Below are 19,623 nucleotides of genomic sequence, written 5' to 3' on the forward strand. Positions count from 1 at the left end.
GGTGGGGAGAGCGCCTACGCTCGGTCGGCCTGCTCACCCCGGCGTGATGCCAACTCACCCCGGGGCGATACCGAGCGCCGTCGGCAGCGGGCGGCTGTGCACGATGTCCAGGCGGGACACCGCGCGGGTGAGCGCCACGTACAGCCGGTGCCGCCCCCGCGCCTCCGCCTCCTCGATGGCCACCGGCTCGGCGAGTACGACATGGTCGTACTCCAGCCCCTTCGCCGCGGTCGCGGGCAGCACCGTCACCCGGCCCGCCGACGCGTCGAGTTCGCCGGCCGTCGCCGTGGCGATACCGGCGGCCGTGAGTACGGTACGGAGCCGCTCCGCCTCCGGGTCCGCCGCGATGACGCCGATCGAGCCCTCGCGGGTGAGCGCCTTCCGTACCGCCTCGGTCACCCCGCCCGCCAGATCACCGACCTGACGTACCGTCAATTCACCTTGCCCGCGCAGGGAACGGGCCGGGGGCACGTCGACGTCCAGCGTGACGAGCAGCCGGTTGGCGAGCCGCACGACGGCGCCCGGAACCCGGTAGCCGGTGGTCAGCGGGGTGACCGTGGCGTCCGGTCTGCCCAGATGGGCGAGGAGTTCGGGCCAGGAACGGGCGGCCCAGGGGGTGGTGCCCTGCGCGAGATCGCCCAGCACCGTCAGCGAACCGAACTCCGCCCGGCGGGCGATCGCCCGGCACTCCATCGGGGACAGGTCCTGCGCCTCGTCGACGACGATATGGCCGTACCCCTCGGGGTGTTCGATGAGGCACGCCAGCTCGTCGAGCAGCACCAGATCGGCGGCGGACCACGGCAGATCCCCGGCCGCCCGCGCGGAGAGCGGACGGCCGGAACGCCTCGTCCGTCGGATCGCCCGCCGCTCCTCGGGGGTGAGGATGCCCACGGCCGCCGCCTCCGGGTCGGCGAGCAGAGCCGCGAGCACCTCCTCGGGCCGCGCCCTGGGCCAGACCGTGTCGAGAAACGCGGTGACCGCCCGCGAGCCGCCCACCCGCCGTACCCAGGCCGCCGGCTTCGGGCCCGCCCGCCGTTCCGCCCGGAGCTGGATCTCCCGTACGGCGCGGCTGCGGACGCGCTCCCTGCCGACGGCGTACGGAGGCGCCTCGGCCCGTACCTCCGCCACGATCCGCGCGAGGTCATCGAGCCCCAGGCGCCAGCGGTACGAACCGTCCGGGACGGTGAGCGGCTCGGCGGGCGCCGTCACCCGCCCGTACAGCGCCCGGCGGCAGACCTCGGCCATCCGGGCGTCGTGCTTGACGACGGCCGCCGCCTCCGGATCCTCCGTACGCACCGGATGGCGCGCGATCTCGTCACCGACCGTCGACTGACGGATGCCGGTCTCCCCGAGGGCGGGCAGCACTTGGGAGATGTAGGAGAGGAAGGTGCGGTTGGGGCCGAGGATCAGCAGGCCGCCGCGCTGGATCCGGCGCGGATACGTATAGAGGAGATAGGCGGCGCGGTGCAGCCCGACGGCGGTCTTGCCGGTGCCCGGGGCGCCCTGGACACAGACGGACCGGGTGAGTTCGGAGCGTACGAGGTCGTCCTGTTCCGGCTGGATGGTGGCCGCGATGTCGCGCATCGGACCGACGCGGGGGCGTTCGATCTCGCCGGTGAGGATCGCGCTCGCGGCCACGGGTGCCGCCGGGCGGCCGTCGGTGAACCCCTCGTACGCCGATCCCCCGTATGCCGATCCCCCGTACGCCGCCCCCTCGCCGCCGGTCGCCGCCTCGCCCGCCAGCCGCTCGTCCTCCAGGCTGGTCAGATCCTCCGCCGCCCCCTTGCTCCAGGGCGCCCAGCCGAACCTGCGGCGTACGGCGACGCCCTGCGGATCGCGCGCGCTCGCCCGGTAGAAGGCGCGCGAGACGGGTGCGCGCCAGTCGACGACCAGGGGCGGCGCCGAGGGGTGTTCGCTGATCCGGCGCCGGCCGATGTGGTAGCTCTGGCCGCCGTGATCACTGCCCGGCGCCACCGCGAAGTCGAGGCGGCCGAAGAAGAGCGGGCTGTCGGGCTCCTGCCGCAACTCCTTGGCGCGGCTGCGCAGATGGCGGCCGAGGACCTCGGCGTCCGCGCCGGAGGCGAAGGCGTTCTCGCCGATGACGACCTGTTCGTGCGCGTCGTCCACCATGCCGGTCAGCGCGGCGCGGCAGGTCTCGTGGTAGGTCCGTTCGCGATCGAGTTCACGGGTGAGTTCGCCGTTCATTCCATCGAGAATAACGTAACCGAGTTAAAAACATTACCGGGTCACATAAATGAGTCGCGTACACGGCTCACGCACCCGCTCACCGGACAGTGAGCCCGGAGCCCAGCTGCCCGAAGGCCAGCTCCGCCGCCGCGACCGCGTCCGGATACACCTCCCCCGCGCTCTCCCCCGTCGTGATCCGCCGCCAGTTCTCCTCCGCGAGGACGCGCTGTACGGCGATGATCTGTCCCGAGCCGAGCGCGCCCACGATCCCGCCGCCGAGAGCCCCGGCCAGCGCCGCCTCGGAGCGCCGCTGATACGCGTACAGCCTGGCCACCAGGCTCGGCGTCCCGTACAGCAGCCGGTGGTACGCGAGCACCCCGTCCTCGTCGTTGAGCCCGGTCACGGGGTCGCGCCGGCCGAGCCCCGCCAGGAAGTGCAGCCGCAGGGCGTCGAGCGGGTGTACGCCATCGGGCCTGCCGGCGACCACCCTGGCCGCCTCGTCCTCGTGGTCGGCGAAGCGGTGCAGCGCCAGATCCTCCTTGGCCGGGAAGTACCGGAAGAGGGTGGGCTTGGAGATGTCGGCCGCGGCGGCGACCTCCGCCACCGACACCCCGTCGAAGCCCTTCGCGAGGAAGAGCCCGATCGCGGCGTCGGAGATCTCCCGGTACCGCTGCCGTTTCTTGCGCTCGCGCAGACCGAGGTCCTGATCGTTCATGAGCACGAAGCGTACGCAGCGCCTGAACCGAGCCGGACGTGCCGGCCGGTGCGGTCGGCCCCACGTGGGCGGCGCCCCACCAGGGGCGGCGTCCTCGGGCGGCCGTGCTCACTCGCTCGGACCGTCAGGCCGATGACCCACTGTCGATGACCAGGTCGGTGCCGACCACCGCCCCGGCGGCGGGCGAGGCGAGGTAGAGCACCGCGGCCGCCACCTCCTCGGCGGCGGCACCTCACCATCTCGCCCTGGACCCGCCCCCGTTCCTCAGCGACCGGTGTGGTTCCCGGCCCACACCTGGGGAGTTCGGCCCGACCACGGGCTCGCCTGTTCGAGTTGTCCGGCGAGACGGAAGAGACGGCCTTCGAGCCCGTAACCGGCGGCGAACTGCATACCGACCGGGAGCCCCGTACCGGCGTCGGCCGTCACGGGTACGGACATGGCGGGCGTGCCCGCCACATTGAACGCCGCGGTGAACGGCGAGAGGTCGAAGAGACGGCGCAGCCAGCCGAGGCCGTCCAGCGCCTCCGCGCCCTCGGCATGGGTGCCCAAGGGCACGGGAAGCTCGGGCACGGTCGGGGTGAGCAGCAGGTCGTAGGCGTCGAAGTGCCGTGCCAGGCTTCGGGCGACCCGGTTCCGTATCTCGAGAGCGGTGACGAACCGGGGGCCGCTGACCCGCTGTCCATAGTGGTAACTGGCGAGAACGGGCGGCTCAAGGGTCGAGGAGTCGACGGGCCGGCCGAGGGCGGCGGCCAGCTCGTCGACCGAGGCCGCGAGATTCGCCGTCCACTGGCGGGCACTGGCGAGGACGAACTCCTCCCAGTCGGCCCCGAGGCCGGCCTCGGCCTCCTCCACGTGATGGCCGAGGGATTCGAGCAGCCGTACCGTGCGGGAGAGCGCGTCGGCCACCGGTGCGGTGGTACGGCGTCCGCCCCACGCCTGGGCGAGGACACCGATCCGCAGCGGGCCCGGGGGGCGCGTGACCTCCTCCGCGTACGGCCGGGACGGCTCCTGGGCGAAGTAGGGGTCACCCGGCTCCGGGCCGCGGATCCGGTCGAGCAGTGCCGCACTGTCACGGACGGTGCGGCTGACACCGCCGTGCACGGCCAGGCCGTTGAAGACCTCGTCGGCGTAGGGGCCCATGGAGACCCGGCCACGGGTCGGCTTCAGCCCGAAGAGGCCGTTGTAGGCGGCGGGGACGCGGATCGAGCCGGCGGCGTCGGTGGCGTGCGCGATCGGGACCACCCCGGCCGCGACCGCCGCGCCCGCGCCCCCGCTGGAGCCGCCCGCGCTCCGCTCCGGGTCCCACGGGTTGCGGGTCGCGCCGTACAGCACCGGTTCCGTCGTGTTGCTGAAGGCCATCTCCGGTGTCGCGGTACGTCCGAACGTCACGAGACCGGCGCGACGGAAGCGCCGCATCAGGAAGGAGTCGGCGCCGGCGACGTGGCCGGCCGCGAGACGGCTGCCCAGCTCCATTCGCCTCCCGGCCATGGCGACTCCGATGTCCTTGATCAGGAAAGGGACCCCGGCCAGCGGCGTGCTGCCGGGGACGGGCTCGTCGTCGGCCGGCCATGTCTCGACGATCGCGTTGATCCGCGGACCGACCTCCCGCGCGGCCTCACGTGCCGCCGCCTCCAGTTCGGCGGGGGTCACCTCGCCTCTGGCCACCAGCTCCGCGAGCCCGACCCCGTCGAAGCTCACGTACTCGGCAATTCTCACTGTCACTCCCAGCGGAACGAACGATACCGTTGAGTCCCTGACGATACCCAACGGTATCGTGTGGAACGGACTGGTACCGTAACAGGGAGTGGGTAACAGGGAGTGGAGGGCCCGGAAGTGGAGGGCTCACATCGGACCGGACGTCACGGAGCAGTCATGGCATCGACCGCCGGAAGGCCGAGCAGGGTGGCGAAACTGCCGCCTCGCGAGCGCATCCTCGACGCGGCGGAAGAGCTTTTCCAGAGCGAGGGGATCCGGAGGGTGGGCGTCCAGGCGATCGCCGAGAAGGCCGAGACCACCAAAATGGCGATCTACCGGCACTTCGGAACCAAGGACGCGCTGGTCGCCGAGTGGCTGCGGATCGTCGCCGCCGACTACCAGGCGGTCTTCGACCGGGTCGAGGCCGAATACCCCGGCCGGCCCGGGGAGCAGATCCTGGGGATGGCCCGCTTCATCGCCGAGGGACTGCCGGCGATCTCGCACCGGGGCTGCCCGTTCATCAATTCCCTCGCCGAGCTGCCCGACCGCTCCCATCCCGCACGGCAGGTGATCGAGGAGCACAAGGCCCTCCAGACCCGCAGACTGGTCGGCATGTGCGCCGGGGCGGGGCTGCCCGACCCCGAGCAGGCGGCGGCCGAGATCACCTTCGTACTCGAAGGCGCGCAGGTCAGCACGCAGAACGGAAGCATCGATCAGACGGGGGACCGGCTGATGAGGATCGTCCAGGGGATCGTGGACCGGCACCGCTCGCCCCGGGAAGCGTCCCCGGCGGCCACCGGCTGACCGCCCCGCCACCGGTCCCGCCCCAGTGCCGGGCGGGCACCACTACCGCACATGGCCCCCGCCCCCGCTGCCGCCGTGCTCCCGCTGCCGCCGTGCGCCCCCTCCCGCCATGCTCCCGCTGCCGCCGTGCCCGCTGCCGCTCCCCCGCGCTACCGCTTCTGCCTCCGCACCAGCGCCTCGACCCCGTCCAGCACACAGTCGAGACCGAAGGTGAAGTCCGCGTCCGGGTCGTCCTCGCCGCCCAGGCCGCCGGACGCCAGCAGTTCGGCGACCGCCGGATAGCGGGCCGGATCGGCCAGCCTGCGGAGAGTGCGCTCGTACCCGGCCATGACCTGCCGGGACGAGAAGCCGCTCGCCTTGATGGCCGTGTCCAGTTCGGACATCAGCGTCGCCTCGTTCCGCACGAAGCCGTTGACCAGCAGGATCACCGACAGCTTCGTGCCGTCGTCCAGATTCGTGCCGGCCAGGGCGCCGAGGCCCAGCTCCCACCACGCCACCGAGTTGGGGGTGGCGGGCGGGCCCGAGATCGGGATGCGCAGCGCCCAGAGGTTCCGGTGGTACGCCTCGCGCTGCGCCCAGGCCCATTGGGACAGCGCCTCGCGCCAGCCGGTGCCGGGGGCCGGCGGGCCAGGGGGCTCGCCGATGGCCGCCTCCTGCATCAGGACGTACAGCTCGTCCTTGGCCGCGACATAGCGGTACAGCGACATCGTGGAGGCGCCCAGTTCCTTGGCGACCCGCCCCATGGAGACCGCGCCGAGCCCTTCCGCCCGCGCGATACCGACCGCCGCGTCGACGATCCGCGTCAGGCCGATGCCGGGCTTGGGCCCCTTGGACGGGCGCTCGCGCAGCCCCCAGGCGGCCTCGATGCTGGCGGGCAGCCCCGTCCCGCCGGCACCGCCGCCCTCACCACCACCGCCGTCACCAGCGCCGTCACCGCGGTCCGTCATCGTCTCCGCCCTTCTCCGCCCACTCCCCGCTTGACGTCCATCCTAGTAATGCGTAACCCTTACACAGTAACGCGTATGTCATACGCAATAGACCTGTCGTGCGCGAGAGACCCACGGCAGGCCGCCCGCACCATCAAGGGGGATGTCCATGACGTCACAACCGGCCATCGAGGCCCTCGGCCTCGAAAAGGCGTACGGAACCGGAAACGCGCGGGTGAGAGTCCTGCACGGCATTGATCTCCGGGTCGAACGCGGCACGGTCTTCGCGCTCCTCGGCCCCAACGGCGCCGGCAAGACCACGGCCGTCCGGATCCTCTCCACCCTCACCACCGCCGACAGCGGCACCGCCCGGGTCGCCGGGTACGACGTCGTCGCCGACCGGCGCCGGGTACGCGCCGCCATCAGCCTGACCGGGCAGTTCGCCGCGGTGGACGAGAAGCAGACCGGCGAGGAGAACCTCCGCATGATGGCCCGCCTCAGCGGGCTCTCCCCGGCCGGCGCCCGCCGCCGCGCCGCCGAACTCCTCGACCGGTTCGGCCTCACGGACGCGGGCGGCAGGCTCGCCGTCACCTACTCCGGCGGCATGCGGCGCCGGCTCGATCTGGCCGCCGGCCTGGTCGGCGACCCCGAGGTGGTCTTCCTGGACGAGCCGACCACCGGCCTCGACCCGCGCAGCCGCCAGGAGCTGTGGCAGGTCGTACGGGATCTCTCCGCGCGGGGCGCCACCGTCTTCCTCACCACCCAGTACCTGGAGGAGGCCGACCAGTTGGCGGACCGTATCGCGGTGGTCGACCACGGCCTGGTGGTCGCCGAGGGGACGGCGCAGGAGCTGAAGAACCGGGTCGCGGGCCACCGCCTCGACCTCGTACTGACCAGCCGCGAGGCCTATCTCCGCCTCGCGTCCCGGGCCGTCCACCACGCGCCGGAGAGCCTCACGCTCGGGCTGCCGACCGACGGCACCGCGGCGCGGGTGCGCGCCCTGCTGGACGAGATCGATCCGGACGGTACGGAGGTGGCGCGGTTCGCGCTCCGGGGCGCCACCCTCGACGACGTCTTCCTCGCGCTGACGGGCACGGCCCCGGCGCCCGGCCACCCCACGAAGCAGGAGCCCACCCATGTCTGACGCGCTCGCGTCCTCCCGTACGCACGCCCTCATCATGGCCGGCCGCGGCATCCGTCTCAGCAGGCGCAATATCGACGCCGTCATCACCGCGATGATGCTGCCGATCATGCTCATGCTGATCTTCGTGTACTTCTTCGGCGGCGCCATCGACACCGGTACGCAGTACGTGACGTACGTCGTCCCCGGCGTCCTGCTCCTCTGCGCCGGCTTCGGCTCGTCCAGCACCGCCGTGAGCGTCAGCGAGGACATGAAGGGCGGGATCATCGACCGCTTCCGCTCCCTCGACATCGGCGGCGCCTCGATCCTCGCCGGGCATGTGACGGCGAGCGTCGCCCGGAACGTGGTCTCGACGGCCCTCGTCCTCGGCGTCGCCCTCCTGATCGGCTTCCGCCCGTCGGCCACCCCCGCCGCCGCGCTCGCCGCCGCCGGCATCCTGTTCGCCTTCATCGTGGCCATCTCCTGGCTCTCAGCGGCGATCGGTCTGCTCGCCAAGTCCCCCGAGGCAGCGGGCGGGTTCACCTTCTTCATGATGTTCCTGCCCTATCCGAGCAGCGCCTTCGTCCCGATCGACACGATGCCGGACTGGCTCCACGGCTTCGCCGACCACCAGCCGGTCACTCCGGTCATCGAGTCCCTGCGCGGACTGCTGCTGGGGCTGCCGGTCGGCTCGGCCCCCTGGGTGGCGCTGGCGTGGTGCGCCGGGTTCCTGGTGCTGGCGCTCGGGCTGTCGAAGGTGCTGTTCAGGATCCGGACGGCGTGAGGGCCTCGGGCGGCCGGGCCGTACGGAACCAGTTCCGGTACGCGGCCACCACCTGCCGGTACGACGGCACCCCGGCCGCCCCGGCCGCACCCGTCGCATCCGTCACACCGGCCGCCCCAGTCGGCTCCTGATCCGCGCCCGACGTGTCCCGGGCCGCCGCCGCCAGCACGCGCCGGATCCGCCAGGCGGCCCGGGGCAGCGCCCCCCGCGCCCGGCCCCGCCGCTCGCCGAGCAGCAGCGCCGTACGAATCACGTCCGTATAGACGGACTGGACGCGTTTGTACGCGAGGAGCAGCGGGAGATCGTCCTCCCAGCCGTACGAACTCCCCTCCCTGGCCCGCTCCACCGCCCGCTGCCACCGGTGCGCGACCCCGGCCGCCTCCCGTCGCGGATAGCGCATCAGATGGAGATGCGTGGCGAGGTCGTAGAGCGGGTCGCCGATCATGGCGAGTTCCCAGTCGATGATCCACAGATCGCCGCGCCGGTCGACGATCAGATTCTTCCGGTGCAGATCGCAGTGGAGGAGCGAGAAGGGGCGCCGGCGCAGCTCGACGGCCCGCTCGCGCAGCCGGACGAGCGCCTCGGCGCCGACGCCCAACTCCTCGAAGAGCCGCTGATACGGCGCGCCGTGGCGCCGGTAGACCTGCTCCTCGGTGAATCCGATCAGCCGGTCGAGAAAGGCGGCCGAATCCCCGTCGTCCGTGCGGTCGGCGGGCGCGCAGACCCGCTTCACCTCGCGTTCTTCAAGTGCCTTCGGGTCGATGGACACCAACTCGTGGAAGAAACGCTCCAGTTGGCCGTGGTGGCGGCGGGACAGCCCACGGCCCCCCGGATACCGGCCCGGCAGGCAGCGTCCCGGCAGGGAGCGGGCGCCGCCGTCCAGCGTCACGCCCTCGATGAAGCCCTGGAGATGGACGCCCCCGCCGACCTCGATGATCTCCGGAATACGGGTGATGCGCCCCTGGAGCGCGGTGAGCAGCAGATCCTCGGAGGCGAAGCACCGCCGGTCGAACCAGAGCAGCCCCGGCCTGGGCGCGCGGAGTTTGGCGCGCTCGAACCGCGCGCTCAGCTCGCTCTCCTCGGGCAGCGGAAAGGCATAGGTCTCATGGTGATAGCCGTTGAGCGGGCCGACGACCCGCCGGCTGTCGCGGCTCAGCTCGCCCGCTCGCAGACGGACCTCGGATGCCGGTGCCGCATCGGCTGTCATCGCGCGTATGCCCTCGGTGCTCATGATCATGATGCCGTCGGCGGTTCCGCCCGCCGGGCCGCCGGGGCCTGTCCCACGGGCGGCCCCAGAGGCGGAACGTACCTCTCCGAGGGGCATGCCGGTGGGAAGTTATGCCATCTTCACCAACTCGGACCAGCGCGTCGTGGCAGCTGACGCACCGTACCGGACAGGAATTCGACGGGTGCGGCGCTATGCCGGGCGGCCATCTCGGCTGAGTTGGCCGACCAGTGCGGCCAACTCGGCCGTGCTCCCGGGCAGTTCATCGACCACCACCCGCGCCCCCACCTCGTACAGCACCTCGCCCTTGCTCTCACGTGTCGCGTACCCGAGAAACCGGATACCGAGCTGCTTGGCCGCGAGGAAGTCGGCCACCGCGTCGCCGATCATCACCGACTCCCCGGCCGCCGCGCCGGTCGACGCGAGGGCCCGCGCCAGACAGTCGGGGTGCGGCTTGAGCCTGCGGGGATCGTGCGGGTCGTGCGTACGGCCGTGGAGGTGCGGGCCGAAGCAGTCGGCGAGACCGGCCCGTTCGAGATAACGGCGCACCGCTCGCGGCGAGTTGTTGGTCGTCACCGCCAGGACGACGCCCGCGTCGCCGAGCGCCCGTATCAGCTCCGCCGCGCGCGGGGTCGGTACGGCGGACGCCGTCGCCAGGACCTCTTCCTCGGTGAGCCGTGCCTCCAGCTCGGACACCAGCGCGCCGCCCGGATCGAGCTCCCCCACCGCCCGCAGGATGACCTGCGGATCGGTCACGGGGCCGCCGTCCTCGGACCGTACGAGGCGGCGCACCCCGGCGGGCAGCCAGTCGAGCAGCCGGCCGGCCACCCCGGGGGCCGGATGGTTGCGGAAGAGGGCGCAGACGGGTCCGTCGAAGTCGAAGAGCACGCACCTGACCGCATCCGGCGGAGCGATCGAGCCGAGGGGCGCCATCGTGTCGAGGGGCGCCATCGAGTCGACGAGCGCCTTCGCGTCGAGCGGCGCCATCGTGTCGTGCGGCGCCTTCGTGTCGAACGGTGTCATCGCGTCGAGCGGCGCCTTCGCGTCGAGCGGGTCGAGCGGGTCGGTCACGTCGCTCCGTCCGTCGGGGCGGAGGGCGGGCGGACAGCACCTCCGGACCCCATCTTCCCCCCAACCACTCCCCCGAAGCACCGAAGCAGGGCAGTCGGCGCCCGGCGTCAGCCCAGCGCGAGATCCGTGGCGATCGTGTCCCAGAGGGCGTCGAACCACGCCTGCGACTCCGCCACGAACGCCTCGTCCCGTCGCAGCCGTGTCTCCCCCGACACGAAGGAGAACAGCGGCGACTTGTCCCCCAGCGCGTCATACATCTCCACGGACGTCCGCCCGATCTCGGCCTCGCGCACCATGACCTTGTAGTACGCGAGCAGCGCCTCCGTGCCGTTCAGCACATACAGCTTGACGGCCGGGGTGAAGGGCAGCGCCTTGAACCGCACGTCCACATCGATGCCCGCCGAGCGCATCCCCACCAGATGGTCGCTCAGCACCGTGCCATGCGAGTTGCGCTGCTGGAGCCAGCGCTGATGGACGAGATCGCCCTCGTCGGGGTGGGTGTCGGCGGTGCTGACCGAGCGCGGGAAGGCCAGCTCGATGTTCCGGTTGGGCAGCAGCACCCGGACGGTGACGCTGCTCGGCGCGACGGAACGGTCCTGGATCCGCAGCCGCTGTTCCCCGAGGGCCGCGCTCAGGGACTCGGCCGTCAGACAGAGGGCGTCGACCCGTACATGGTCGGCCCGGAACGCCTCCGTGATCCGGGGCCGCAGCGCCACCATGGTCTCCTGGGGCGTCTCATCGGCGCCGACGCCCGCGGTGCCCGCCGCACCCGCCACGCCCGCCCCATCCGCCACGCGCGGTTCGGCGGAACGGTCGGCGATACGCGGCGGAGCGCCCCTGGTGACCTCGGTCAGCAGCCCGTCCTCCTGAAGGCTGCGCAGGGCACGGCGGATCACCCCGCGCTGCACCCCGAACGCCTCGACCAGGCTCTTCTGCGTCGGAATGGGCTGCCCCGCGGCCAGCTCGCCCGACTCGATACGGGCGCGCAGAGCCTCGGCCACCTCCTCCGACGTGGGTTTCCCGATGCCGTTCACAGCAGCGCTCCCCGTCTCTGAGGTCACCTTGTCACCCCGTCACCCCAGCACGTTACAACTTCCTGCCATCCAAGGGGAGTTGTCAGGGAAGTTGTATCCGAAGTTGTTTATGGATCGCGCCACAGAGGGACAACTCCCTTAGTTGGCTGATAGTTGGCGACCAACTCGGACCAAGTCCGCCGCGCGTTCTCCGCCTTCGAAGGAGCAACCGCCATGCCTCTGCTCGCACTCGTCATCGCAACCTTCGGCCTCGGACTCGAACAGCTGGTCCAGTGGCGCTTCGGCCCCATGGGGATCGTCGCACTCGTCCTGCTCAGCATCGGGATCAAGTCGAGGAACAGCACCTGCGCGGGGATCGGCGCGGTGGTCCTGGTCCTGCTGGTCATGCATCCGGGCCCGGGGTAGGTCCGGGCCCGGATCTCACCCCGGGCCCGGCGTCAGAAGATGTCCGGGCACCAGGGGCGCCGCGCCGTACGGAACAGCTTCTCCGCGACCGCCGCCGCCCCCGGCCGCTCCTCGGTCAGCAGACCGAGCGCCGCGAGCGTCACCGCGGACTCGTCCCCCAGGTACAGCGCGCCCAGCTCCCGCACATCCAGCGCGATGTCCGGCGACTCCGTGGTCGGGGTGCAGACCCCGCCCTCCGGCGTCCCCTCCAGCCGGAAGCGCCCGCCCGCCAGACCGTCCTTGTCGTGGATCTCCAGCGTCAGCGTGGCCGGCACGGCGTACGTACGCGCCTCCAGGGCCCGTACGGTGTCGAGTATCCGCACCCACAGGAAGTCCGCCTGCGTCACGATCCGCGCCGCGCGCGGGTCCGGGAGGAACCGGGTCAGCAGATCGTCCGCCGCGCGGTGGCCCGTCCTGACCGTGGTGACCCAGTCGATCGAGCAGACGAAGCGCCACAGCGCGCTCTCCGCCGCCGGGGTCAGCGCGATCAGCTTCCGCACGGACACGGTGTTCAGCGGCTGCTTGGTGTCGTCCCAGTGCTCGTCACTGGCGTAGGTGACCAGGCCCTCGACCTCACCGGCCGCCGAGCGGTACACCGCGTTGAAGGGCTCCGTCCACGGCAGGCTGCTCGCCGCCTGGCCGGTATTGGCGCGCCACCACTGGCCGTCACGGCTGACCGCGCCGGGCTGCCGCACCCGGAAGCGCTCATGCAGCTCCGGGCCTGTTCTCCGTACGTCCGCGAGGTCGATCAGATCGATCCTGCCGCCGTCGCCCGGCCCCGACCACCGCGGGTCAAGTCCCGTACGCGCCACCTCGATCGCCCACTCGGTGATCGAGGTGGCGTGGCCGAACCCGTACCGTCCGTAGATCGGGTACTCGGCGGCGATCAGCGTGGCGACGACGTCCCCGCGCTCCTTCGCCGCCGCCAGGTCGGCGGCCATCATCCGGCCGAGCAGCCCGCGCCTGCGGTGGGTGGGCGACACGGTCACGTTGGTGACCGCGTCGGCGGGAACCACCGCGCCGCCGACGACCGTGAGACCCTGCTCGAAGGACCGGAAGGTGGCGACGCAGCGCCCGTCGTCGAAGACCCCGCGCGTACGGGCCAGATCGAAGTGGGAGAGCTTGTCCGCCACGTACTCGTCCGGGACGCGCGGCGGCCGGAGGAACCCGGTGTCAACGGCCCGCAGCCAGTCGGGAAGCTCGGATTCGGTGACCGTACGGACGTCAAGGCTCATGGCCGTCACGCTAAGCGGTCCGGGCGGCCCGCCGCACCCCGGTTTTCGCCGGCTCCCCGGCCCCGGAGATCTCGCACCGCCGCGGCCGGCCCCGGCCGTCCCGGACCGCCGCGGCCCGCCCCGGAAGTCTCAGAACGCCGCGCGCACCGCGCCGACCTCCACACCGCCGCCCAGCAGCGGCGCCCGTCCGATCCGGCCCAGCACCTCGGCCTCCACGCCCAGCAGTTGGAGCGCCCGCGCCAGCACGGGCCCCAGCGCCCTGGCCCCGCCGTCGTCGATCTTGAAGGCCAGCGCTCGGCCGTCCGGCAGCGCCACCGCCTGGACCGCCTCCGCGCCCGTCTTGGCGAGCGTGCCGGGTATCTCCGCCATCAGCCAGGTGTCGGACCTGCGCGTCCCCCCGACGTACTCGGGGTGGGCGCGCATCGCGTCCGCCACCCGCCGCTCGGCGGACCCCGGGGCGGCGAGTACGAAGTGACGGAAGGCGCGGGCGAGACCGGTGAGGCTGATCGCCATCAGCGGGGCGCCGCAGCCGTCCGTACCGATCGTGGAGACCCGCTCGGCCGCCGTCTCCTCGATCACCGCCCGGACGAGCTTCTGCAACGGATGCTCCGGGTCCAGATAGCTCTCCGTCGGCCAGCCGTTGCGTACGCAGGCCGCCAGCATCGCCGTGTGCTTGCCCGAACAGTTCATGACGATCCGGTCCCGCGCCCCGCCACCGGCGAGATACGCCTCCGCCTCGACGCGGTCGACCGGCAGATCCGGCGGCGTCCGCAGATCGTCGGCCGTCAGCCCGTGCTCGGCGAGCATCGTACGGACGAGGTCGAGATGGAACCTCTCGCCCGAGTGGCTCGCCGCCGCCAGCGCCAGCCGTTCCCCGGACAGTTCCACCCCGGCCCGCAGCACGGCCGCGGCCTGCATCGGCTTGTTGCTGGAGCGGGGGAAGACCGGGGCCTCGGGGTCACCGAGCTCCAGCTCGACGGTGCCGTCCGCCGCCAGCAGCACCAGCGTTCCCCGGTGACTGCCCTCGACAAAGCCGGAGCGTACGACCTCGGCGAGAACCGGCGGCACGGCCGGGGATATGGCGTGGGAACTGGAGGACATCATCGGCCTTCCGGGGGCTGGGGTACCCGCTCGCGCGGTCCGGCGGTGATCCGCGGTCATCCGCGGGGACCCGTACGGATCCGCACGTATCGACCGTGATCACCTCAACAGTGATCAGCGGACGGCCGGGACGGTGCGGGACGGTGAGGATCGACACGAAATCAGACGGAACCACACGGAATCACTACGTCAGCAGGTCGTCCACCTGGGCTTCACCCTCACGGTACCTGCGGGCGATCTCCGCACTGCAATCGTCCGCCGTCCGCTGCAACTGATGGCGGCGGCGCGAGAGCTGCTGCTCGTTGCGGACCAGCCGCCCCATCGCCGTGTGCAACTCCTCGTCGGTACGCGCCGCCAGGTCCGACAGCTCCACCTCGGCCAGCGTCTCGGCGGCCAGCAGGCGGTACTCCTCGCTGCGCGGTGTGGAGAGCGTGACGTGGCGGGCGGACGAGCGGTGCCGCGAAGGAGAGTCGGCCAGGATCTCCGAGAGCCGGTCGACCACGGGCGTCTCCGGGGCGGTACGGCGGGCCAGCTCGGCCCGCAGGATGTCGATCCGGCCCTGGAGCAGCCGGCGCAGATAGCTCAGATCGGCCTCGTCCCGCTGCGAGTCACGGCGCAGCGCGCGCAGTTCGGGCAGCCGCAGCACACCGAAGTCGTACGGCCGGGGCGCGGGCAGCGTGCCCTCACCGCCGGTCCGCTGCACGGGCGGCCGGGGCCCCCCGCCCGCCGGGCCCGTTCCCGGTCCCGCCGCTCCCGGACCGTGGTCCGCGCCCGGACCGGCGGCCGGTCCGCTGCCCGTCCCGGTGGTCGTACGGGTCGTCGGTACGGGACCGGGCGGCTGCCCGGCGCCAGATGTGCTCATCGCGCGTACTTCCCCTCACTCCGCTGGAGAGACCCCTGCCCCGATCCGCTGGGAACCCCCATCCCTCGACAGATACGCAGAACGCACCGCCTCCGTGCATCGTGCCACTCCCACGGCCGGGCGTGCGGGCACTCTGCACCCGTTCGGCCCCCGATAGGTTGGTCCGCATGCGTGCAGTGGTGCAGAGAGTCGACGGCGCGAGCGTCGTGGCCGTGACGGAGTCCGGGCCGGAAACCGTCGGCGAGATCATCGGTGAGGGCTTGTGTGTGCTGGTGGGAGTCACCCACGAGGACACCGCGGAGCAGGCGGAACGGCTGGCCCGCAAGCTCTGGTCGATACGGATGCTGGAGGGCGAGAAGTCCTGTTCAGAGGTGAACGCCCCGCTCCTGGTGATCTCGCAGTTCACTCTCTACGGGGACGCCCGGAAGGGCCGCCGCCCCACCTGGAACGCGGCGGCCCCCGGCCCGGTGGCCGAACCGCTGGTGGACGAGGTGGTGGCGCAGCTGCGCGCGCTGGGCGCGACGGTGGAAACGGGCCGGTTCGGAGCGGAGATGCGCGTCTCGCTCACGAACCACGGCCCGTTCACGGTGCTGCTGGACATGTGACGCGCGGAGGCCCGGCGAAGAGACACCGCCACGAGCCCCGGCGGAGACATCACTACGCGCCCGGCGGAGAGACCACCGCCACGGCCCGGCGGAGACACCGCCACGGGCCCCGGCGGAAGAATCCGCTACGGGCCCCCGCGGAAGGATCCGCCACGGGCCCGGTCGGAAGGCTCCGCTACGCCTCGACCACCGTCTCCTGCGCCGCCGCCGTGTCCCCGGCCAGCAGCTCCGCGTCCAGCGGCACATTCCGCTTGATCAGGGCCAGCGCGATCGGCCCCAGCTCGTGATGGCGGGCCGAGGTGGTGATGAAGCCCAGCTGGCGCCCCTCGGCGCCGTCCGCGGCGAGCCGGACCGGCGTGCCGTGACCCGGCAGATGGACCTCGCTGCCGTCCAGGTGCAGGAAGACCAGCCGGCGCGGCGGCTTCCCCAGGTTCTGGACGCGGGCCACGGTCTCCTGGCCCCGGTAGCAGCCCTTGTCGAGATGCACGGCCGTGCCGATCAGCCCCACCTCGTGCGGGATGGTGCGGTGGTCGGTCTCGAAGCCCAGGCGCGGCCGGTGGCCCTCGACGCGCAGCGCCTCGTACGCGAGGATCCCGGCGACCGGGCCGTGCGCGGCGGCGTACGCCTCCAAGTCGGCGCGGGCCAGGAACAGATCCCGGCCGTACGGGGTCTCCCGTACGGCCACGCCCTCGGGCGCCTCGGCGATGGAGCCCGCCGGCAGATGGACGACCGCGATGTCGTCCGTACGGTCCGCGACCTCGACCCGGTAGAAGAACTTCATCGACTCCAGGTAGGCGATCAGCGCCTCCCGCGTGCCGGGCTCGACATGCGCCCAGACCGTCTCGCCGTCGTCCACGAGATACAGCGCGTGCTCGATATGACCGTTCGGGGAGAGGATCAGCGCCTCGGTGGCCCGGCCCACGGGCAGCTCGCTGACGTGCTGGGTGAGCAGCAGATGCAGCCAGCTCAGCCGGTCGTCCCCGGTGACGGTGACGACTCCGCGGTGCGAGAGGTCCACCAGCCCGGTGCCGTCGGCGAGGGCTCGTTGCTCGCGGAACAGGTCACCGTAGTGGGCGGCGACACCTTCGTCCTGTCCTTCGGCGGCGACGGCTCCGGGCAGGGACAGCAGAGGGCTCTTCATACCGTTCAGCCTACGACTCGCCGTTCGCGGTCCGGGCGGCGCAGTTCCGGCACCGGCCGAAGATCGCGAAGTGCTTCATGTCCGTCGTGAACCCGAAGTCCTCGCGCAGCTTGGCGGTGAACTCCGCGGCCACCTCGACATCCGCCTCGATGACATGCGTGCAGTCGCGGCAGACCAGGTGGATGTGGTGGTGCCGGTCGGCGAGGTGGTACGTGGGGGCGCCGTGCCCGAGATGGGCGTGCGAGACGAGGCCCAGCTCCTCCAGCAGTTCCAGCGTCCGGTAGACGGTGGAGATGTTCACCCCGGACGCGGTCCTGCGCACCTCGCACAGGATGTCGTCGGGTGTCGCGTGCTCCAGGGAGTCGACAGCTTCGAGGACAAGCTGGCGTTGAGGGGTCAGCCGGTAGCCACGCTGCCGCAGATCACTCTTCCAGTCGGTGCTCACCACGCCCCCAGTGTAGGCAGGCGCGGCGCGGAGGCGGCTCTACTTGAAGAAGGCGATGCCGTCGTCCGGGAGGTCGCCGAGGTCCTTGGCCCATGCCTCGACCTGGTCCGGGGACACGACCTTCTTCAGATGCGCCGACATGTACGGGCGCAGCGGCACCTCGGGGGTGGACTTCTCGCCCACCCACATCAGGTCGCCCTTCACATAGCCGTACAGCCGCTTGCCACCGCTGTAGGGCCCGGAGGCCGCCGTACGGGCCACCGCGTCGGTCACCAGGTCGATCTGCGGCTTCTGGTCGGCCAGCTCGCCGTACCAGACCTCCACCACACCCTGGTCCCTGACCATCACGACCTCGACCTTGCGGTCCTTGTCGATCCGCCAGTAGCCGGCCTCGGACTCGATCGGCCTGATCTTCTTACCCTCGTCGTCGAGCGCCCAGGTGTGCGAGACGTACTCGACGAAGTCCCGGCCGTCGTGGCTGAAGGTGACCTCCTGGCCGAAGTTGGCCTTCTCGTCACCGGGGAAGTCGAAGACGCCGACGCCCTCCCAGTTGCCGAGGAGGAAGGCGAGGGGAACAAGGTCCGGGTGCAGGTCGGACGGGATCTCGATCATGAGCGGCTCAGGCGATCTGTAGGGGTGAGTACGGGGTGAGCGATGTGCGGCGACCGGCGCGAGGCGTCAGCGCTGACCCTGGTACAGCTTCTTCACGGCCAGAACGGTGAAGGCGAGCACCCCGACGCAGACGAGGACCAGCAGGGAAGTGAAGAAAGCCTCAAGCACGGAGTGCTCCTCGGATGAGCGAATGGGCGGTAAGGGCCGGGCCCCAGCCTAATGGGTGGGGGCCGGGCCCTCTCGGCGAGGTACTCCGAGGTACCGCGGGGTCTCGGGCACACCCGGGGTGACGGGCGAGTGGTCGTACCCGCGCGGATTACAGTTCCGCGTATGCACTCCGCGAAGAAGCTCGTGATCAAGGTGACCGCGGGGGCCGACGCCCCCGAGCGCTGCTCCCAGGCCTTCACGGTGGCGGCGGTCGCCGTGGCCAGTGGGGTGGAGGTCTCCCTGTGGCTGACGGGAGAGTCCGCCTGGTTCGCGCTGCCCGGCCGGGCGGCGGAGTTCGAGCTGCCGCACTCGGCGCCGCTGCCCGAACTCATCGAGTCGGTCCAGGCGGCGGGGCTGATCACGCTGTGCACGCAGTGTGCCGCCCGGCGGGACATCACGGAGAAGGACGTGCTCGACGGGGTACGGATCGCCGGGGCGCAGGTCTTCGTCAGCGAGATCATGGCGGACGGCGTGCAGGCGCTCGTCTACTGACGGCGTGATCCGGAGCCGGGGATCCGGAGCCGGGGATCCGGAGCCGGGGATCCGGAGCCGGGGATCCGGAGCCGGGCTACCGACGGCGTGATCCGGGGGCACGGGCGCCCGGTGGCGGCTTCCCGGCCGGTCTCCCGCCCTGCCCCCGCTCCATCTCGCGCCCTTGCTCCGCCACGCGCCCCTGCTCCGCCACGCGCTGCTCCTCGGAGCGCTCGTGGTGCTTCCCGTGGCGCGTTCTGTGGTCCAGCTCGTCCAGCCACTTCTCGGACTCGGACGGCTCGCCCTCCGGCGGATCGTCCCACCAGTGGTCGGTCCTGTCCTTGGTGTTGCCCACGATCGCGGCCATCGGCGGGATGAGCATCGCGACGAGGCAGAGCCCGACGGCGGCCGGTACCGACCAGTCGCGCACGAAGGTCCAGGCGGAGACGAAGAGGACCAGGCATCCGCCCATGAGCAGAAAGTACCGACGACGGCGTCGCGCGTACATATGTTCAGTGTACGACCGGGAATGCCCGGGGATGCCTGGATCGGCCCGCCGTACGGCACATACGACAGGGAGGGCCCGCACCCCCTGGGGCGCGGGCCCTCCCTGTCGGAAAAAAGAGGAGCTCAGACCGCGATCGCGACCTCGGAGAGGCCCCCGGTCTGCGCGACGACCGTACGGTCGGCCGTCGCGCCCGGCACGAGGGCGCGCAGCGTCCAGGTGCCCTCGGCAGCGTAGAAGCGGAACTGGCCGGTCGCCGATGTCGGGACCTCCGCGGTGAACTCTCCGGTCGAGTCCAGCAGGCGTACGTAACCGGTGACGGGCTCGCCGTCACGGGTCACGGAACCCTGGATGGTGGTCTCGCCGGGCTTGATCGTCGAAGCGTCGGGGCCGCCGGCCTGTGCTCCACACATACTGTTCAGTCCTCCGGGTCG

Annotated in this window: 22 protein-coding genes; 6 read left to right on the top strand and 16 right to left on the bottom strand. The window is 71.8% G+C overall.

Going from position 1 to position 19,623, the window contains the following annotated elements:
- Positions 1–54: 54 nt before the first annotated feature.
- From ACIOGX_RS20645 to ACIOGX_RS20660, 4 genes are all read right to left on the bottom strand, one after another.
- Positions 55–2,205, bottom strand: a complete 2,151-nt coding sequence (locus ACIOGX_RS20645; RefSeq protein ID WP_401914985.1) for a HelD family protein — start codon at positions 2,203–2,205, stop codon at positions 55–57.
- Positions 2,206–2,284: 79 nt separating this feature from the next.
- Positions 2,285–2,902 (bottom strand): TetR family transcriptional regulator, encoded by a 618-nt coding sequence (locus ACIOGX_RS20650; RefSeq protein ID WP_401914988.1) that lies wholly within the window; start codon positions 2,900–2,902, stop codon positions 2,285–2,287.
- A gap of 124 nt (positions 2,903–3,026) precedes the next feature.
- Positions 3,027–3,116 (bottom strand): hypothetical protein, encoded by a 90-nt coding sequence (locus ACIOGX_RS20655; protein ID WP_356514835.1) that lies wholly within the window; start codon positions 3,114–3,116, stop codon positions 3,027–3,029.
- A gap of 50 nt (positions 3,117–3,166) precedes the next feature.
- Positions 3,167–4,618: an amidase gene (locus tag ACIOGX_RS20660; RefSeq protein ID WP_401914990.1), complete on the bottom strand. Its 1,452-nt coding sequence runs from the start codon at positions 4,616–4,618 to the stop codon at positions 3,167–3,169.
- A 156-nt stretch (positions 4,619–4,774) separates the two neighbouring features.
- Here ACIOGX_RS20660 and ACIOGX_RS20665 point away from each other — a divergent pair, with 156 nt between their 5' ends.
- Complete coding sequence (locus ACIOGX_RS20665; RefSeq protein WP_401914993.1) at positions 4,775–5,401, top strand: TetR/AcrR family transcriptional regulator; 627 nt, start codon at positions 4,775–4,777, stop codon at positions 5,399–5,401.
- A 149-nt stretch (positions 5,402–5,550) separates the two neighbouring features.
- Here ACIOGX_RS20665 and ACIOGX_RS20670 read toward each other — a convergent pair whose 3' ends face one another.
- On the bottom strand, positions 5,551–6,348 hold the full coding sequence (locus ACIOGX_RS20670; protein WP_401914996.1) for a TetR/AcrR family transcriptional regulator: 798 nt from the start codon (positions 6,346–6,348) through the stop codon (positions 5,551–5,553).
- A 148-nt stretch (positions 6,349–6,496) separates the two neighbouring features.
- Here ACIOGX_RS20670 and ACIOGX_RS20675 point away from each other — a divergent pair, with 148 nt between their 5' ends.
- Positions 6,497–7,471 carry an ATP-binding cassette domain-containing protein gene (locus ACIOGX_RS20675; RefSeq protein WP_401914999.1) on the top strand — a complete coding sequence of 325 codons (975 nt, stop codon included), beginning with the start codon at positions 6,497–6,499 and terminating at the stop codon, positions 7,469–7,471.
- On the top strand, positions 7,464–8,231 hold the full coding sequence (locus ACIOGX_RS20680; protein ID WP_356514826.1) for an ABC transporter permease: 768 nt from the start codon (positions 7,464–7,466) through the stop codon (positions 8,229–8,231). The genes ACIOGX_RS20675 and ACIOGX_RS20680 overlap by 8 nt, the downstream gene beginning before the upstream one ends.
- Here ACIOGX_RS20680 and ACIOGX_RS20685 read toward each other — a convergent pair.
- The 3 genes from ACIOGX_RS20685 to ACIOGX_RS20695 form a co-directional block, all read right to left on the bottom strand.
- A complete protein-coding gene (locus ACIOGX_RS20685) occupies positions 8,212–9,462 on the bottom strand; it encodes a phosphotransferase family protein (RefSeq protein ID WP_401915001.1) in 1,251 nt (416 codons plus the stop codon). The two genes, ACIOGX_RS20680 and ACIOGX_RS20685, sit on opposite strands and share 20 nt — an antisense overlap.
- Positions 9,463–9,648: 186 nt before the next feature.
- Positions 9,649–10,527, bottom strand: a complete 879-nt coding sequence (locus tag ACIOGX_RS20690; RefSeq protein WP_401915002.1) for an HAD family hydrolase — start codon at positions 10,525–10,527, stop codon at positions 9,649–9,651.
- A gap of 107 nt (positions 10,528–10,634) precedes the next feature.
- Positions 10,635–11,561 carry a GntR family transcriptional regulator gene (locus ACIOGX_RS20695; protein ID WP_401915003.1) on the bottom strand — a complete coding sequence of 309 codons (927 nt, stop codon included), beginning with the start codon at positions 11,559–11,561 and terminating at the stop codon, positions 10,635–10,637.
- A gap of 213 nt (positions 11,562–11,774) precedes the next feature.
- Between ACIOGX_RS20695 and ACIOGX_RS20700 the strand changes: the two genes are divergently transcribed.
- Positions 11,775–11,966 (top strand): hypothetical protein, encoded by a 192-nt coding sequence (locus ACIOGX_RS20700; protein WP_129767982.1) that lies wholly within the window; start codon positions 11,775–11,777, stop codon positions 11,964–11,966.
- Between the two features lie 32 nt (positions 11,967–11,998).
- Here ACIOGX_RS20700 and ACIOGX_RS20705 read toward each other — a convergent pair whose 3' ends face one another.
- From ACIOGX_RS20705 to ACIOGX_RS20715, 3 genes are all read right to left on the bottom strand, one after another.
- Positions 11,999–13,240 carry a GNAT family N-acetyltransferase gene (locus tag ACIOGX_RS20705; RefSeq protein ID WP_356514817.1) on the bottom strand — a complete coding sequence of 414 codons (1,242 nt, stop codon included), beginning with the start codon at positions 13,238–13,240 and terminating at the stop codon, positions 11,999–12,001.
- A 129-nt stretch (positions 13,241–13,369) separates the two neighbouring features.
- Entirely contained in the window at positions 13,370–14,344 is a 975-nt protein-coding gene (locus tag ACIOGX_RS20710) for an asparaginase (RefSeq protein ID WP_383962193.1), read from the bottom strand.
- Between the two features lie 181 nt (positions 14,345–14,525).
- The gene (locus tag ACIOGX_RS20715) at positions 14,526–15,203 is read right to left on the bottom strand and encodes an ABC transporter substrate-binding protein (RefSeq protein ID WP_356514814.1); all 678 of its coding nucleotides are present in this window, start codon (positions 15,201–15,203) and stop codon (positions 14,526–14,528) included.
- Positions 15,204–15,370: 167 nt separating this feature from the next.
- On the opposite strand from ACIOGX_RS20715, the gene dtd reads away from it, so the two are divergent.
- Entirely contained in the window at positions 15,371–15,808 is a 438-nt protein-coding gene (gene dtd / locus ACIOGX_RS20720) for a D-aminoacyl-tRNA deacylase (RefSeq protein ID WP_356514812.1), read from the top strand.
- A 175-nt stretch (positions 15,809–15,983) separates the two neighbouring features.
- Here dtd and ACIOGX_RS20725 read toward each other — a convergent pair whose 3' ends face one another.
- Genes ACIOGX_RS20725 through ACIOGX_RS20735 form a run of 3 tightly spaced genes read right to left on the bottom strand, consistent with a single transcriptional unit; the run spans position 15,984 to position 18,006 of the window.
- Positions 15,984–16,949, bottom strand: coding sequence for a folate-binding protein (locus ACIOGX_RS20725; RefSeq protein WP_356514810.1), 966 nt, complete (start codon positions 16,947–16,949; stop codon positions 15,984–15,986).
- 10 nt (positions 16,950–16,959) lie between these two features.
- Entirely contained in the window at positions 16,960–17,397 is a 438-nt protein-coding gene (locus ACIOGX_RS20730) for a Fur family transcriptional regulator (protein WP_129767976.1), read from the bottom strand.
- A gap of 36 nt (positions 17,398–17,433) precedes the next feature.
- Complete coding sequence (locus ACIOGX_RS20735) at positions 17,434–18,006, bottom strand: FABP family protein (RefSeq protein ID WP_129767975.1); 573 nt, start codon at positions 18,004–18,006, stop codon at positions 17,434–17,436.
- Positions 18,007–18,336: 330 nt separating this feature from the next.
- Between ACIOGX_RS20735 and ACIOGX_RS20740 the strand changes: the two genes are divergently transcribed.
- Entirely contained in the window at positions 18,337–18,705 is a 369-nt protein-coding gene (locus ACIOGX_RS20740; protein ID WP_356514808.1) for a DsrE family protein, read from the top strand.
- Positions 18,706–18,781: 76 nt separating this feature from the next.
- Here ACIOGX_RS20740 and ACIOGX_RS20745 read toward each other — a convergent pair whose 3' ends face one another.
- Entirely contained in the window at positions 18,782–19,273 is a 492-nt protein-coding gene (locus tag ACIOGX_RS20745) for a DUF3099 domain-containing protein (protein ID WP_401915009.1), read from the bottom strand.
- 41 nt (positions 19,274–19,314) lie between these two features.
- The gene (locus tag ACIOGX_RS20750; protein WP_030353448.1) at positions 19,315–19,602 is read right to left on the bottom strand and encodes a DUF1416 domain-containing protein; all 288 of its coding nucleotides are present in this window, start codon (positions 19,600–19,602) and stop codon (positions 19,315–19,317) included.
- Between the last annotated feature and the right edge of the window lie 21 nt (positions 19,603–19,623).

Origin of the sequence: Streptomyces sp. NPDC088147, from assembly GCF_044741565.1 — a bacterium.
In the GTDB taxonomy this organism is placed as follows: domain Bacteria; phylum Actinomycetota; class Actinomycetes; order Streptomycetales; family Streptomycetaceae; genus Streptomyces.